Genomic DNA, 14,884 nt, shown 5'->3' with positions numbered 1-14,884 from the left:
GCGGGGGAGGATGGGCCGGTGGCGTACGACGCGTTTCTCCTGCTCTCGTTCGGCGGCCCCGAGGGCCCAGAGGACGTGATGCCGTTCCTGCGCAACGTGACGCGCGGGCGGGGCGTCCCCGAGGAACGGCTCGCCGAGGTGGCCGAGCACTACCGGCACTTCGGCGGCGTGTCCCCGATCAACCAGCAGTGCCGGGACCTGCTCGACGCGGTGCGGGCCGACTTCGCGGCGCACGGCGTCGGCCTGCCCGCGTACTGGGGCAACCGCAACTGGGCGCCGATGCTCGCCGACACCCTGGCGCAGATGCGCGACGACGGCGTCACCTCGGCGCTCGGCTTCGCGACCAGCGCCTACGGCGGCTACTCGTCCTGCCGGCAGTACTGGGAGGACATCGCGCAGGCCCGGGCCAAGGTCGGTCCCGGCGCGCCGGCGGTGGCGAAGCTGCGGCAGTTCCACGACCATCCCGGCTTCGTCGCGCCGCACGCCGACGCGGTCAGGGCGGCGCTGGCGACCCTGGATCCGGGGCGCCGGGCCGGCACCCGGATCGTCTTCACCGCACACTCGATCCCGGCCTCGATGGCCGCCACCGCCGGCCCGGACGGCGGTCGCTACGAGGCCCAGTTGCGGGAGACCGCCGCGCTGGTGCACGCCGAGGCCGCGGCCGACCTGCCCTGGGACCTGGTCTGGCAGAGCCGCTCCGGGCCGCCGCAGGTGCCGTGGCTGGAGCCCGACATCAACGACCACCTGACCGCGCTGGCGGAGAAGGACGTCACCGACGTCGTGGTCAGCCCGATCGGCTTCGTCTCCGACCACCTCGAGGTGGCCTGGGACCTCGACAACGAGGCCCGCGACACCGCCGCCCGTCTCGGGCTCGGTTATGCCCGCGCGGCGACGCCCGGCACCGACCCGCGCTTCGTCACCATGATCCGGGAACTCGTCGAGGAGCGGAACGCCGCTCTGCCCCGGCGACGGCTCGGTACGCTGCCGATCTGGGACCAGTGCCCGGCCGACTGCTGCCCGTCACCGCAACGCCGAGGAGCCAAATGACCGAGCGTAAGGCCATCGAGACCTGGCTCACCGACATGGACGGGGTGCTCGTCCACGAGGGCGTCCCGGTGCCAGGTGCGCCCGAGTTCGTGAACCGGATGAAGGAATCGGGCAAGCCGTTCCTCATCCTCACCAACAACTCGATCTACACCCCCCGTGACCTGCAGGCCCGGCTGAGCCGGATGGGCTTCGACGTGCCGGAGCAGTCGATCTGGACGGCCGCCCTGGCCACCGCGCAGTTCCTGGCCGGTCAGCGGCCCGGCGGCACCGCGTATGTGATCGGCGAGGCCGGCCTGACCACCGCGATGCACGCGGTCGGCTACGTCCTGACCGACTACGCACCGGACTACGTGGTGCTCGGCGAGACCCGGACCTACAGCTTCGAGGCGATCACCAAGGCGGTCCGCCTGATCAACGACGGCGCCCGCTTCATCTGCACCAACCCGGACCCGACCGGCCCCTCCAACGAGGGCGCGCTGCCGGCCGCCGGCTCCGTGGCCGCGATGATCTCGAAGGCGACCGGCGTCGAGCCGTACTTCGTCGGCAAGCCCAACCCGATGATGATGCGCTCGGCGCTGAACGTCATCGGCGGGCACAGCGAGAGCACCGCGATGATCGGGGACCGGATGGACACCGACGTGCTCTGCGGCCTGGAGGCGGGCCTGGAGACGATCCTGGTCCTGACCGGCATCAGTACCCGCGCGGAGAGCGAGCGCTACCCCTACCGCCCGTCGCGCATCGTCGACAGCGTCGCGGACCTGATCGTCGAGATCTGACGACCGTGGGACTGAGCTGGGACGAGTCATACATCGGCGGGCTGCGCAAGCTCGCCGGCGACGACCGGGTGCTGATCTCGGTGGGCGCGCACTGCCTGGTGCGCGACGGCGCCGGCCGGATCCTGCTGATCCAGCGCTCCGACGACCGCACCTGGGCGCTGCCCGGCGGCACGATGGAGCTCGGCGAGACCCTGCGCGACTGCGCCGCCCGCGAGGTGCGGGAGGAGTGCGGCCTGATCGCGCACGCGGTCACGCCGTTCGGGCTCTACACCCGGGCCAAGGACTGGTATCCGAACACCTACGGGCACGTCTATCAATACATCGCCCTGGTGTGCCGGGTCGACTCGTACTCGGGCGACGTGCTCCGGGTGACCGACGAGAGCGTCGACGCCGGCTGGTTCGCCCCGGACGACCTGCCGGAGGGTACGGGCCGCCTGGTGACCCGGGGCCTGGCAGACGTGGCCGCATTCGAGGCAAATGGCACATTTGCTCTTGATTGAGCCGACCTGCGGCGGAAAACCCGTGCACGAGTCCCTCAACTCGGGGTGACGGGGGCCGATCTCCTCAGGTGATTCCTCAGGAGGACCCATGTTCGCGCTGCTCGACCGGTTGCCGCTGAAGGCCCGGACCAGCCTTGCCCTGCTCTGCTTCGTCGGTGTCGGCCTCGGCCTCGGCCTGCTCACCTGGTCGGTGGCCGGCTCGGTAGCCGAGGGACTGCCCGCCGGCAGCGACGGCCGTGCCGATCTCGAGCGGCTCGCCTCGATCGCGCTCTGGACGCCGCTGATCGTGGCGCCGATCGGGGTGATCCTGCAGATGTCGGTCTGGTTCAGCATCGTCAGGGTGCTCCGCCTGAACGTCGCCGTGATCAAGAAGGCGGCCGCGGGCAACCTCAGCCCGCGCATGATCGTCGTCGGCAAGGACGAGCTCGGGCAGATGGCCGAGGCCTTCAACTCGATGATGGGCCGCTTCCAGGAGACCGTGGCCGGCATCCGCCGCGCCGTCGAGGAGGTCACCCACTCGGCCGGCAGCCTGCAGCGGGCCAGCGGCACGATGACCGCGGCCGCGGACGCCACCGCCGTCGAGCTGGAGACGGTCGCCCGTTCGGCGGCCCGCACCAGCGAGGAGGTCGGCGCCATCGCCGAGGGCACCCAGCAGATGCGGCACGCGATCACCGAGATCAGCACGAACACCACGGACGTCTCCCGGATGACCGACGACGCGGTGACCGGCGTCTCCCGGGCGACCGGCAACGTGACCCGGCTGCAGGACTCCAGCCAGGAGATCAACGAGGTGCTGCGCACCATCAACGCGATCGCCGCGCAGACCAACCTGCTGGCGCTCAACGCGACCATCGAGGCGGCCCGGGCCGGCGACGCCGGCCGCGGCTTCGCCATCGTGGCCGGCGAGGTGAAGGAGCTGGCCCAGGCGACCGCGGCGGCGACCGAGGAGATCGCCCGCCGGATCGAGGGCATCCAGCACGACACCAGCGAGACCGTCGACGCGGTCAGCGGCTTCTCCTCCATCATCGGCCAGATCGCCGCACACCAGGTGACCATCGCCGCGGCGGTCGAGGAACAGACCGCGACCACCGGCACGATGGTCGACGGCGCGGGCATGGTCAGCGCCGGCGCCGAGCAGATCAGCCAGGCGATCGGCGCCGTCAGCTCGGCCGCCGACGAGGTGCGCGGCGCGGCGGAGGACACCCACCGGGCGGTCGACGACCTCACCGGCACCGCGGCCCGGCTGCACGGCCTCGCGGCGGTCTTCCACTCCTGAACTGCGGCCGGCCTGTAGGCGGACGCCCCGCCTACATGCCGGCGGCCACCTGGGCGAAGTAACGGTTCGCCACCCGGGTGTGCAGCTCGAAGCCCAGCGGCTCGGGACCGTGCAGGACCAGCCGCTCGAGGGTCTCCGCGTTCGCCACGACGGGCGGCAGCTCGTCGGCCGAGGACAACGCCGGGAACAGCCCGAAGACGAGCAGCGTGCCGTCGGGTGCGCTGATCGCGTCGTACAGCTGCGCCGCGGACGGATCCGCGGCGAGGCCGGTCTCCTCGCCCAGCTCGCGCGCAGCCGCCTGTTGCCACGTCTCGCCGACGTCGACGAAGCCGCCCGGCAGGGCGAGGGTCTTCTCGGCCGGCGGGATGCCCCGGCGCACCACCAGCAGGCCGCCGCCGACCGGCTGGACCGCCACCGCGACCGGCTTGGGGTTCAGATAGCTCGTCTCGCCGCAGGCGCCGCAGCGCCGCGGCCACGGCTGCCCCGGCGCGAAGCGCGCACCGCAGAATGTGCAGTGCAAATATCTGTCAGGCATGCAGAGGGGCGTTGCACGCCGCGACCAGGGCCTGACGGCAGGCCGTTGTCAGCGGGCGCAGCGCCGCATCGCGCTGCTGCGCCTCGTAGCCGTTGACGGCGCCGCCGGGCGCGCTGTGCTCGGCCAGCACCAGAACCTGATCGAGAACGCTGGCCCGGGCGAAGAGCCGCCGCGAGCGCGGGTCGAAGCCCGGCGGAAGCGTCGCGGTGCTCTCCGGGCGGCGCAGCGCCTGCAGCGCGCCGGCCAGCTCGGGGCGCCAGTGCGCCACGTCCAGGCGGGTCAGCTGGTTGGTCGCCTCGGACAGCGCGACGGTCAGCTCGGCCTCCGCCTCGGCGGCGCCCATCTGGAAGCCCGGCCGGAACTCCGGCACCGGATAGAAGCGCCACAGCACGGTCTCGAACTCCACGCCCGATCCGGACGTGTGCCGGCGCAGCTCGGGCACGATCCCGAACAACGGGGTGATCATCGCCTCGCCGGCCAGCAGCGCCGCGCCGGTCAGCTCGCCGGGGCCGGGCAGGCCGCGCGGGTCGCCGGGCGCGGGCAGGACCAGCCGGATGTCGTCGGGATGCAGCTTGGCGAACGCGGGCAGCGCCTGCACCAGCGGCACGTCGGTCCAGGTGCCGGGTGCATCGGCGACGAGGTGCTCCTCGTCGCCGGCGATCTCGTCGGCCAGCTCGTCGAACGGGACGAGGCCGGCCCGCCAGGCGCGTACCCACGTCACGAACCGGGTCGACCGGCGTGCCGTGAGCGTCGCCGCATCTGCTGCGGGGGACATGCGAGCAAGGGTACGTGCCGCCTGCCGAGCTTGTCTCGGCCGGAGCGTCGGAACCGGCGTGTCCGTGCCGAGGAGTTAACGTGCCCGTCATGTATGGCGAGGACGTGATGGCCGGTGACTGGCGGCGCCGCAAGGTGGTGCCCGAGGTGGACGCCGAGCGCGAACTGGTGGTCGAGGACGTCGATTCGGGCTTCTGCGGCGCGGTCGTCGGCTTCGAACTGGGCGCGGTGGTGCTGGAGGACCGGCACGGCAGGCGCCGCAACTTCCCGCTGGAGCCGGCCGCGTTCCTGCTGGACGGCCAGGTGGTCACCCTGCGCCGGCCGGTCGCCCGGCAGGCGCCGGCGCGGCAGCGGACCGCGTCCGGGTCGACCGCGGTCGCCGGCGTACCCGCACAGGTCGCCAAGGCCAGCCGCATCTGGGTCGAGGGTGTGCACGACGCGGCCCTGGTCGAGCGGATCTGGGGCGACGACCTGCGCATCGAGGGCGTCGTCGTGGAGCCGCTGGACGGCATCGACGACCTGGCCGGCGCACTCCGTGAGTTCCAGCCGGCCCGCGGGCGGCGCGTCGGCGTGCTTGTCGACCACCTGGTGCCGGGCTCCAAGGAGAGCCGGATCGTCGCCGCGGTCAAGGACCCGTTCGTGCTGGTGACCGGGCACCCGTACGTGGACGTGTGGCAGGCGGTGAAGCCGGAGCGGGTCGGCCTCGCGGCGTGGCCGGTGATCCCGCCCGGTCAGCCGTGGAAGGAGGGCGTCTGCCGCGCGGTCGGCGTCGCCGAGCCGTACGAGATGTGGCGCCGCGTCCTCAGTGGCGTCAACAGCTACAAGGACGTCGAGACGCCGTTGATCAACGCGATGGAGCGGCTCATCGACTTCGTCACCGAGCCGAGCTGAGCAGCGCCTCCGCGAGCGCCGTGCGCACGTTGAGCACCCGGCGCCCGTCCCGGTGCGCCACGACCAGGCCGGCCGCGCGCAGGGCGGTGAGCTGCTGGGAGACCCCGCCGGCGGTCATTGCGGTACGCCGGGCCAGCTCGGTGGTCGAGGCGGGCGCGCTCAGCTCCACGAGCAGCCGGGTACGCCCGCGGCCGAGCACCGCGCCGAGCGCCCGGGTGTCCGCGCTGCGGCGTTCCCAGAGGGTGGCCACGCCGCGCGCCGGGTAGGCGAGCTGCGGCATCGGGCCGGCCACGATGCTGAGCACCGACGGCCAGACGAACACCGAGGGCACCAGCACCAGCCCGGCGCCGTCGGGCACGTCGTCCGCGGTGCAGTAGCGCTTGCTGACCCGCAGCGTGTCGCCCTCCCAGCGGACCTTCTCGTGCAGGTCGTTGAGCAGCCCGGCGGCGCCGTCCTCGGCGAGGCTGCGGGCCCGGGCGAAGACCTCGGCGTCGAGCAGCAGCTGGATCCGGGGCCAGTGCGGGGCCAGCGCGTCGCGCCAGAAGCCGGTGACCTCGGCGGCGAGGCGGACCAGCCCGGCCGTGGGGTCGGCACGCAGCTCGGCCAGTCGCGGGGTGTCGCGGCCGTACAGGTCGAGCTGGTGCCGGACGACCGGCGGCGGCGTCGCGGTGAGCCGGGCCAGCTCGCCGTCCAGGTCGGGGGTCAGCCCCGGCGGCGGGGGCGTGAGGAAGTCCGGCAGGTAGCCGGGCTCGGGCGGCACGAGGTCCCAGAGCAGGGTGCCGGCCGGCACGGACACCCGGCGCGCCCAGGGCAGGTGCACGGCGTGGCTGCCCGGGTCGCGCAGCACGCGTACGGCGGCGGCGACCTCCCACAGGCAGGAGACGGCGAACCGGATGCGCGCCACGGCACCGGCCGACAGTCCGATCGCGACCACCGCGGTTCCACCCCCGACGTTTTAGCTGGAACTGAATCATTATCGCGGCGCCCGCCGACCGCCGACACTGGACGCATGACCGATTTCCGTGACCTGCACGTCCCCGGCAACCCGCTCGTACTGGTCAACGTCTGGGACGCCGGCGGCGCCCGCATCGTCGAGAACGCCGGCGCCGCCGCGATCGCCACCACCAGCGCCGGGGTCGCGTGGGGCCTGGGCTATCCGGACGGCGACGCCGTCGACCTCGACGACGCGGTCGCACTCGTCGAGCGGATCGCCCGCGTCGTGTCCGTGCCGATCACCGCCGACATCGAGAAGGGCTACGGCGACGTCGCCGGTACCGTCCGGCGGATCCGGGCGGCGGGCGCCGTCGGCGTCAACATCGAGGACGGCGCCACCGCGCAGCCCGGCCGCGTCGCCGAGGCCCGCGCGGCCGGGCCGGATCTTTTCATCAACGCCCGGATCGACACCTTCCTGGCCGGGGCGGGCGGGCTGGACGAGACCCTCGAGCGGGCCGCCGCCTACCTCGCGGCCGGCGCCGACGGCATCTTCGTGCCCGGCGTGACGGACCCCGCGACCGTCGCCGCGCTGGTGGAGCGGATCGCCGCGCCCGTCAACGTCATGGCCGGCCCCGGCGCGCCCACGATCCCGGAGCTGGCCAAGCTCGGCGTGGCCCGGATCAGCCTCGGCGCGGCGGTCGCCGAGGCCGCGTACGGGCTGGTGCGCCGCGCCGCGGAGACCGCGCTGGGCGCCGGCGGCTACGGCGAGCTCGCCGGCGCGGACGGCTACGGCGAGCTGAACGCCCTGTTCACGCGAGGTGCATCGGGTCGCGGCTGAAGACGAACGTGGCGATGTCGAGCTGCGCGACCTCGCCGCCCGGGCCGCGCGACACCGCCAGCACCTCGCCGGCGTTGGTGCCCGACACGCCGCGCCACCGGTCCCGCGACTCGCGGACGAAGCGCCAGGGCATCCGGCCGGTGAGGCCGACCGGGCTCATCACCAGGTCGGCGCCGTCGCCGCGCACCTCGAACTCGCCGCCCATCCACCACCAGCGCCCGCACAGCTCGGCGGCCTCGCCCTGCGGTGCGGGCGCCGGCAGCCACTGCCGCGGCGGGACCGGCTCGGCGTCGAGGACGGCGGTGAGCGCCTCCAGGGCGGCCGCCCGGATGCTGGTGCCGCGCAGCCCGTACGAGTTCGCGAAGGCGACCACGCCGGTGCGGCTCGGCCGGTGCACCGCGATATGTGCGACGTATCCGGGCATCGAGCCGCCGTGCCCGACGTAGATCCGCTCGCCGACGCGCATCAGCTCGGGGCCGAGGCCGTGCCCGGCGGTCCAGGCATCGTCCTGGATCGCCACCGGCGTGCACATCTCGTCGACGGTCGCGCGGCTCAGAATGGCCGGCGCCGGGTCGGCCAGGAAGGCCGCCCACTTCGCCATGTCGGTGACCGTCGACCAGAGCTGCCCGGCGGGGGCCATCGCGCCCGCGTCCAGCCGGGGCTCCTCGTGCAGGCTGCCGTCGAGCGAGTGCACCACGTAGCCGCGGGCGTACGGCTCGACGGGGGAGTAGGTGGTCCGCTTCATGCCCAGCGGGTCCAGCACCCGCTTGCCGACCAGCTGCGCCCAGGACTCGCCGGTCACCCGCTGCAGCACCGCACCCAGCAGCCCGTACGCCAGGTTCGAGTAGTGGTAGGTCCGGTACGGAGGCGCGGCGATCTTGTCGAACGCCAGCTCGGCCAGGAGCTTGTCCACGTCGCCGCCGGTGTTGCGCTCCCACCAGGGCCCGTCCGGCTCGCGTTGCAGCCCGGAGACGTGCCCGAGCAGCTGCCGCAGCGTGAGGCCGCCGACCGGTATGCCCGGGAGATGCCTGCTGAGCTGGTCGTCGAGGGCGAGAAAGCCCTCGTCGCGCAGCTGCATGATCATGGTCGCGGTCAGCGTCTTGGTGATGGAGCCGATCCGGTACTGGGTCTTCGGATCCGGCGGCGGGGTCTCACCGGCGCCGGTGAAATGCAGCAGCGAGCGGTCGCGGACGACCGCCAGCGCCAGAGACGGCGCGCAACCCGCGGACTGCGCGCGGGCGGCGATCTCGGTGACGCGTCGGCCGGTCTCCGGCAGCAGGGACACGGGTGAGCCTTTCTCGGGTGCTGGGCGATACCCGGCGACGCCATGATCCAGTCGCCTCCAGGTCTAACTGAACGGTACCGATCTGGCTACGCGCCAACCAGCGACGACACGGCGTCGCCCCGCGAGCGCGGACGTGTCACGATCAGGGGGTGGATAGCGTCCTCTGGGTAGTGCTCGCCGTCGCCCTCGCGATAGCGGAGGCCTTCACGGCGACCTTTCTGATCATTTTCTTCGCCGTCGGTGCCCTCGCGGCGGCCGGCGTGGCGGCCCTGGGCGCCCCGCTGCTGCTGCAGACGATCGTCTTCGCCCTGGTGTCCGGCCTCTCCGTCTTCGCGGTGCGGCCGATCATCATGCGGCACCAGCAGTCCGCGGCCGAGACGGGCGACACGCCGTTCGGGATCGAGGCGATCGAGGGGTCCCAGGCGACCGTGCTCGAGGAAGTGACAGCCGACCACGGCCTCGTGAAGATCGACGGCGAGCTCTGGACGGCGCGCTCCTTCGACGGTGTGGAAACCTATGCGCCGGGCGATCGGGTCCGGGTCGTCAAGGTCAGGGGCGCCACCGCGATGGTGTGGCGCGACGATCTACCGAATCTCTGAAACACCCGTCACGTACATAACAGAAAGAGAAGAGACGCCATGGAAGTAGTTATCGGTGTGCTCGTCTTCGTGATCGCGCTCTTCGCGGTGATCACCTTGCTCCGATCCGTCCGGATTGTCCCGCAGCAGCGGCACGACGTCGTGGAGCGCCTGGGCAAGTACAAGCGCACGCTGTCGCCGGGGCTCAACCTGCTGGTGCCGTTCGTCGACACCGTCCGCACCAAGGTGGACATGCGCGAGAACGTGGTCAGCTTCCCGCCGCAGCCCGTCATCACCTCCGACAACCTCGTGGTCTCGATCGACACGGTGCTCTACTTCAAGGTCGTCGACCCGGTACGCGCCACGTACGAGATCGCGAACTTCCTGCAGGCCATCGAGCAGCTGACCGTCACCACCCTGCGTAACGTCATCGGCTCGCTCGACCTGGAGCGCGCGCTCACCAGCCGCGAGGAGATCAACCGGCACCTGTCCGGCGTGCTCGACGAGACCACCGGCCGATGGGGAGTCAAGGTCACCCGGGTCGAGATCAAGGCGATCGAGCCGCCGCCGAGCATCCGCGACTCCATGGAGAAGCAGATGCGCGCCGAGCGGGACCGCCGCGCGGCGATCCTCACCGCCGAGGGTGTCAAGCAGTCCCAGATCCTCACCGCCGAGGGCGACAAGCAGTCCGCGGTGCTGCGCGCCGACGGTGACCGCCAGGCCCGCATCCTCACCGCCGAGGGTCAGGCCAAGGCCATCCGGACCGTCTTCAACGCGATCCACGAGGCCAACCCCAGCCAGAAGGTGCTGGCCTACCAATACCTCCAGGCCCTGCCGCAGATCGCCAACGGCTCGGCCAACAAGGTCTGGATCATCCCGACCGAGCTCACCAAGGCCCTCGAGGGCGTCGGCGGGGCGCTCGGCGGACTGACCAACATGGTCGGCGACCTGCCGTCGTCCACGGTCGACGCCGGCGCCGTCGAGCGGGAGGCCGCCGAGGCCGCCGAGGCCGCGGCCCGCGAGGCCGCCGCCGTCGACGCCCAGGTGCGTGCCGCCGAGGCGCAGGTCAGCGGCGACCGGGCACCCGCGGGCCTGCCCGCGGGGGAGCCGGTACCGCCGGCGGCGGCGCTCGGCAGCGCCGACTATCACCCCACTGGGGAACCCGAGCGCGCCTGACCTCCCCCGCGGAGGTGCAAGATCGGAGCTAATGCCGCAAAACCCCGCGCACTGCGCGGGGTTTTGCCATGCTGACCGAGGATTCCGACCGGTGTCCACGGCCGCTTGGCATTAGCCAGACGAGGCGGAACGCATGAGTCAGCCTGCGAGCGAATCAGCAACTCTGCGCCCGACGGGCGCCGTCGCCGGAACGTCGGCGGAGGCGATGAAATGAGCATCGGTCAGCATCAGACGGCCAGCGGCCGCCCGCTGCGCGTGGCGCCGGCCTGGGTGGGCGGTGCTGGTGCGACCGGCGCCGCGGAGCACCTGCTGCCGGTCCGCGAGGCCGTCTGGATCTGGTCCGTGCGCCGGTACGCCCGGATCTCGCTCTGGGCGCTGCCGGTCGGCGCCATCCTGTACGGCTGGACCACGCTCGGCGTGCCGGCCCCGCCCGGACCGCTGCTGGTCGAGATCGTCGCGGGCTGGCTCTGCACCGTCGCGATGATCGGCCTGGCCGGGCTGCTTGCGGGCTCCCGCACCCGCCGGACGGCGCTCGCGGGCCTGCTCGTCGGGCTGGCCGGCTTCATGCTGATGCTGCCGCTGGCCGCGCTGCCCGACGGCGTCGGGCCGGCCGGCACCGGGCTCACCGCCGGCCAGGCACACGCCGCGTCGCTGGTGGCCGCGGCGGTCGCCGGCGTCGGCTGGCTGCTGCTCGGCTGGGCGGTGTTCCGCTCCAAGCTGGTCAATCCGGCCGACGGCGTCCTGCTGATGCTCGCGGCCGTGTCGATCGGCGCCGGCTCGTACGCGGTCCGCCCGCTGCCGACCGTCGGCGCCCTGCTGCTGCTCGCCGCCGGCATGGGCCTGGCCTGGACCGGTTCGCGACTGATCCCGCCGGCCTGACTTCCGTCGCATCAGGATGGCATGCTCGCCCCGTAGGGGTTAGAGCGCCGGGAGGTCCAGATGACGAAGGTGGTCGCCGACATCTCGGTGTCCCTCGACGGGTTCGTGACCGGGCCGGACCCGGACCTCGAGCACGGCCTCGGCCACGGCGGCGAGGGGCTGCACACCTGGGCCTTCAGCCCCGACCCGGTCGACCGGGAGGTGCTCACGTCGGCCACCGACGCCACCGGTGCGGTCGTGATGGGCCGCCGCCTCTTCGACATCGTGGACGGTCCGCTCGGCTGGAACGACGAGGTCGGCTACGGGGCGGGCCTGGCCGCGCGCCCGCCGGTGCTGGTGGTGACCCGCCGGCCGCCGCACGAGGTCCGCCTCGCCGACCGCGTGACCTTCGTGGTGGACGGCGTGCGCAGCGCCGTCGAGACGGCCACCGTGATGGCCGGCGACCGCGACGTGGTGGTGATGGGCGGCGCCGCGGTCATCCGGGGCGCCCTCGAGGCCGGCGTGCTCGACGAGTTGCGGCTGCACCTGTCGCCGGTGCTGCTCGGCGGGGGCACGCCGCTGTTCGAGCCCGGCACCGCCCCGCGCACGCTGCGCCAGATCCACGTGCGCGCCTCCGGCACCGCCACCCACCTGACCTACCGGATCGACTGAGCCCCCGGGGTCTCGGTGCGGGAGAGTTCCCAGAAGGCGATGGCGGCCGCGGTGGCGACGTTGAGGGAGTCGACGTTGTTGTGCATCGGGATGGCCACGGAACAGTCGCTGGCCCGCAACGCCTCGCGGGTGAGGCCCGGCCCCTCGGCGCCGAGCAGCAACGCGGGCCGTTCGCGTTGTGCGGCGGTGAGTTCCTGCAGGGCGACGGCGTCCGGCGCCGGGGTCATCGCGAGCAGGGTGAAGCCGGCGGCGCGGATGGCGGCCAGGGCCCCCGGCCAGTCCTCCGTCTTGGCGTAGGGGATGGCGAAGACCTCGCCCATGCTGACCCGCACCGCGCGACGGTAGAGCGGGTCCGCGCAGGTGGGGGAGAGCACGATGGCGTCGATGCCGAGCGCGGCCGCGCTCCGGAAGAGGGCGCCGAGGTTCGTGTGCGTGTTCAGGCCCTCGAGGACGACCAGCCGCCGGGCCTCGGCCAGGAGCTTGTCGAGCGTCGGAAGCGTGTTCCGGTGGAACGAGGCGAGGATGCCCCGGTGCACGTGGAACCCGGTGATCGACTCCAGGACCTGCGGCGTCGCGGTGTACAGCGGCGCGTCGGCGGGCAGGCCGGTGAGCTGGTCGGCCCGCTTCTCGTCGATGAGCGCCGAGCGCAGCCGGTATCCCGCGCGCAGGGCGCGGTGGATGACCAGCTCGCCCTCGGCGATGAAGAGCCCGTTCGGCGGCTCCCACCTGGTCCGCAGCTCGAGATCGGTCAGCGCGCGGTAGTCGGCGATCCGCGGGTCGTCGGGTTCGGTGATGCTGATTGCTGGCACAGGGGCATTCTGCCCACCGGCCGGAGGCTTGCCGGATGCCGGTACCTTTTATCGGCGGCCGTTGCCTGCTACGAGTTGGGACGCGATGACGACCACTGAGCTGAAGACCGAGCGCCTGCTGCTGCGACAGTGGAGGGACTCCGACGTCATGCCGTGGGCGGCGATGAACGCCGATCCGATGGTCCGTGAGTACTTCCCGGGGGTGCTGAACTACGAGCAGAGCGCCGCCTCCGTCGAGTTCTTCCGCGCCGAGCTTGCCGGGCGCGGCTGGGGCTGGTGGGCCGTCGAGGTGGCCGCGACCGGCGAGTTCATCGGCTTCGCGGGGCTCGACCCGGTCGAGGAGGGCATGCCGTTCCGCGGCGTCGAGATCGGCTGGCGGCTGGCCCGCTCGGCCTGGAGCCACGGATACGCGACCGAGGCCGGCCACGCCTGCCTCGACTACGGCTTCGACGTGCTGGGGCTCGCTGAGGTCCTGGCCATCACGGCGGTCGGCAACGACCGCAGCCGCGCGGTCATGCACCGCCTCGGCATGAGCTACGACCCGGCCGACGACTTCGAGGACCCGACCGTCGACGGCCCGCTGCGGCACTGCGTGGTCTACCGGATCCCCGCGCCGCGGGCCGGCCGGTGATCGTCGATCCGCTGGCGACCCTCCGGGGGCGCCGCAGCGCGAAGTGGCGCACCTACCCCGGCGACGTGCTGCCGCTCTTCGTGGCCGAGATGGACTATCCGCTCGCCCCGCCGATCGCGGCCGTGCTCCACGCGGCGGTGGACGCCTCGGACACCGGCTACCCGATGGCCGGCCCGGACCTCGGCGTGGCGCTTTCGGGCTTCGCCGCCCGGCACTGGGGCTGGGAGCTGGACCCGGGCGCGGTCACCGCGGTCCCCGACGTCGGCGTCGGCGTGGTCGAGCTGCTGCGGATGCTCACCCGCCCGGCCGACACGGTGGTGATCAGCCCGCCGGTCTACCCGCCGTTCTTCCAGTGGGCGCCCGAGTCGGGCAACCGGCTGCTCGAGGTGCCGCTGACCGACGAGTTCCGCCTCGACCTGCCCGCGCTGGAGCGGGCCTTCGCCGCCCACCCGGCGGTCTACGTGCTCTGCAACCCGCACAACCCCGTCGGCCGCGTACACACCCGCGACGAACTCACCGCCCTGGTCCGGCTGGCCCGGCTGTACGGCGTGACCATCGTCAGCGACGAGATCCACGCGCCGCTGGTGCTGCCGGGAGCCGAGTTCACCCCGCTGCTGAGCATCGCCGGCGCGGGCGAGGTGGCGGTGAGCCTGCTGTCGGCCAGCAAGGGCTTCAACCTGGCGGGCCTCAAGTGTGCGGCGATCGTGACGGGCGGCCCGGCGATGGCCGCTTTGGTCGGCGGCTTCCCGCCGGACATCCGCTGGCGCACCGGCCACTTCGGCGTCCTGGCGACGGTGGCCGCGTTCACCGACGGCGACGCCTGGCTGGCCGGGCTGCTCTCGGAGCTGGACGCCCGCCGGGCCCAGCTGGGCCACCTGCTGAGCACCCGGCTGCCGAGCCTGCGCTGGCGCCGGCCGGAGGCGACGTTCCTGGCCTGGCTGGACTGCCGGGCGCTGGGCGGGGACGACGAGCCGCAGGAGCTGTTCCTGGCGAAGGGGCGGGTCGCGGTCGAGCCGGGCACCCGCTTCGGTGCGGCCGGAGCCGGTTACGTCCGGCTGAACTTCGCCACCAGCGCGGAGATACTCGACGAGGCGACCGTGCGGATGGCGGCCGCCAGCGGGTAGTCGACGGCGGCCGGGCCTACGGCAGTACGGTTGTACGGTTCGCGTTGTTCTGCGGTCGGGGGTGTGCAGGTGTCGTCCGGATCCGGAACCGATCCTCAACTGCTGGCGCTGCTGCGGGCCATCCGCCTGCGGCGCTCCGCGCCGGACGCGGCCGCGGCCGGCGCCGCGGACACGGCGGCCG

17 protein-coding genes are annotated in these 14,884 nt (G+C 73.0%); 12 read left to right on the top strand and 5 right to left on the bottom strand.

The genetic code is table 11. From position 1 onward, the window contains the following. Nucleotides 1-18 precede the first annotated feature (18 nt). From AB0F10_RS21645 to AB0F10_RS21630, 4 genes are all read left to right on the top strand, one after another. Nucleotides 19-1,047, top strand: coding sequence for a ferrochelatase (locus AB0F10_RS21645; RefSeq protein WP_360627716.1), 1,029 nt, complete (start codon nt 19-21; stop codon nt 1,045-1,047). After that, the gene (locus AB0F10_RS21640; RefSeq protein ID WP_360218672.1) at nt 1,044-1,823 is read left to right on the top strand and encodes an HAD-IIA family hydrolase; all 780 of its coding nucleotides are present in this window, start codon (nt 1,044-1,046) and stop codon (nt 1,821-1,823) included. Before AB0F10_RS21645 ends, AB0F10_RS21640 begins: the two co-directional genes overlap by 4 nt. 5 nt (nt 1,824-1,828) lie before the next feature. Continuing rightward, nucleotides 1,829-2,323 (top strand): NUDIX domain-containing protein, encoded by a 495-nt coding sequence (locus AB0F10_RS21635; protein ID WP_360627713.1) that lies wholly within the window; start codon nt 1,829-1,831, stop codon nt 2,321-2,323. Between the two features lie 88 nt (nt 2,324-2,411). Next, a complete protein-coding gene (locus tag AB0F10_RS21630; protein ID WP_360627710.1) occupies nt 2,412-3,599 on the top strand; it encodes a methyl-accepting chemotaxis protein in 1,188 nt (395 codons plus the stop codon). Between the two features lie 31 nt (nt 3,600-3,630). On the opposite strand, the gene AB0F10_RS21625 is transcribed toward AB0F10_RS21630, so the two are convergent. Together AB0F10_RS21625 and AB0F10_RS21620 are read right to left on the bottom strand one after the other, a co-directional pair. After that, entirely contained in the window at nt 3,631-4,134 is a 504-nt protein-coding gene (locus AB0F10_RS21625) for an NUDIX domain-containing protein (protein ID WP_360627707.1), read from the bottom strand. Then, nucleotides 4,127-4,909 carry a hypothetical protein gene (locus AB0F10_RS21620; RefSeq protein WP_360627704.1) on the bottom strand — a complete coding sequence of 261 codons (783 nt, stop codon included), beginning with the start codon at nt 4,907-4,909 and terminating at the stop codon, nt 4,127-4,129. The genes AB0F10_RS21625 and AB0F10_RS21620 overlap by 8 nt, the downstream gene beginning before the upstream one ends. Before the next feature lie 89 nt (nt 4,910-4,998). Between AB0F10_RS21620 and AB0F10_RS21615 the strand changes: the two genes are divergently transcribed. Then, entirely contained in the window at nt 4,999-5,799 is an 801-nt protein-coding gene (locus AB0F10_RS21615) for a DUF3097 domain-containing protein (protein WP_360627780.1), read from the top strand. Here AB0F10_RS21615 and AB0F10_RS21610 read toward each other — a convergent pair. After that, the gene (locus AB0F10_RS21610; protein WP_360627701.1) at nt 5,783-6,733 is read right to left on the bottom strand and encodes an ArsR family transcriptional regulator; all 951 of its coding nucleotides are present in this window, start codon (nt 6,731-6,733) and stop codon (nt 5,783-5,785) included. The two genes, AB0F10_RS21615 and AB0F10_RS21610, sit on opposite strands and share 17 nt — an antisense overlap. A gap of 75 nt (nt 6,734-6,808) precedes the next feature. Here AB0F10_RS21610 and AB0F10_RS21605 point away from each other — a divergent pair, with 75 nt between their 5' ends. Further along, on the top strand, nt 6,809-7,570 hold the full coding sequence (locus tag AB0F10_RS21605) for an isocitrate lyase/phosphoenolpyruvate mutase family protein (protein WP_360627698.1): 762 nt from the start codon (nt 6,809-6,811) through the stop codon (nt 7,568-7,570). Here the strand turns inward: AB0F10_RS21605 and AB0F10_RS21600 are convergent. After that, complete coding sequence (locus tag AB0F10_RS21600; RefSeq protein WP_360627695.1) at nt 7,542-8,855, bottom strand: serine hydrolase domain-containing protein; 1,314 nt, start codon at nt 8,853-8,855, stop codon at nt 7,542-7,544. The genes AB0F10_RS21605 and AB0F10_RS21600 overlap by 29 nt on opposite strands. 149 nt (nt 8,856-9,004) lie before the next feature. On the opposite strand from AB0F10_RS21600, the gene AB0F10_RS21595 reads away from it, so the two are divergent. The 4 genes from AB0F10_RS21595 to AB0F10_RS21580 all read left to right on the top strand — a co-directional run bounded on the left by AB0F10_RS21595 (nt 9,005) and on the right by AB0F10_RS21580 (nt 12,139). Further along, nucleotides 9,005-9,454 (top strand): NfeD family protein, encoded by a 450-nt coding sequence (locus tag AB0F10_RS21595; protein ID WP_360627692.1) that lies wholly within the window; start codon nt 9,005-9,007, stop codon nt 9,452-9,454. Nucleotides 9,455-9,493: 39 nt separating this feature from the next. Then, nucleotides 9,494-10,609, top strand: a complete 1,116-nt coding sequence (locus AB0F10_RS21590) for an SPFH domain-containing protein (RefSeq protein WP_360627689.1) — start codon at nt 9,494-9,496, stop codon at nt 10,607-10,609. A gap of 210 nt (nt 10,610-10,819) precedes the next feature. Further along, nucleotides 10,820-11,488 (top strand): hypothetical protein, encoded by a 669-nt coding sequence (locus AB0F10_RS21585; protein ID WP_360627686.1) that lies wholly within the window; start codon nt 10,820-10,822, stop codon nt 11,486-11,488. Between the two features lie 60 nt (nt 11,489-11,548). Further along, a complete protein-coding gene (locus AB0F10_RS21580) occupies nt 11,549-12,139 on the top strand; it encodes a dihydrofolate reductase family protein (protein WP_360627683.1) in 591 nt (196 codons plus the stop codon). Here AB0F10_RS21580 and AB0F10_RS21575 read toward each other — a convergent pair. Further along, nucleotides 12,124-12,948: an RNA methyltransferase gene (locus AB0F10_RS21575; protein ID WP_360627680.1), complete on the bottom strand. Its 825-nt coding sequence runs from the start codon at nt 12,946-12,948 to the stop codon at nt 12,124-12,126. The genes AB0F10_RS21580 and AB0F10_RS21575 overlap by 16 nt on opposite strands. An 85-nt stretch (nt 12,949-13,033) precedes the next feature. Here AB0F10_RS21575 and AB0F10_RS21570 point away from each other — a divergent pair, with 85 nt between their 5' ends. Both AB0F10_RS21570 and AB0F10_RS21565 read left to right on the top strand, forming a co-directional pair. After that, nucleotides 13,034-13,579: a GNAT family N-acetyltransferase gene (locus AB0F10_RS21570; protein ID WP_360627677.1), complete on the top strand. Its 546-nt coding sequence runs from the start codon at nt 13,034-13,036 to the stop codon at nt 13,577-13,579. Next, a complete protein-coding gene (locus tag AB0F10_RS21565) occupies nt 13,576-14,703 on the top strand; it encodes an aminotransferase class I/II-fold pyridoxal phosphate-dependent enzyme (protein WP_360627674.1) in 1,128 nt (375 codons plus the stop codon). The genes AB0F10_RS21570 and AB0F10_RS21565 overlap by 4 nt, the downstream gene beginning before the upstream one ends. Nucleotides 14,704-14,884 lie beyond the last annotated feature (181 nt).

This window comes from Actinoplanes sp. NPDC026623 (genome assembly GCF_040638275.1).
Classification (GTDB): Bacteria; Actinomycetota; Actinomycetes; order Mycobacteriales; family Micromonosporaceae; genus Actinoplanes.
Note: the sequence above shows the minus strand (reverse complement) of the source record. Positions and strands in the feature narration are given on the sequence as shown.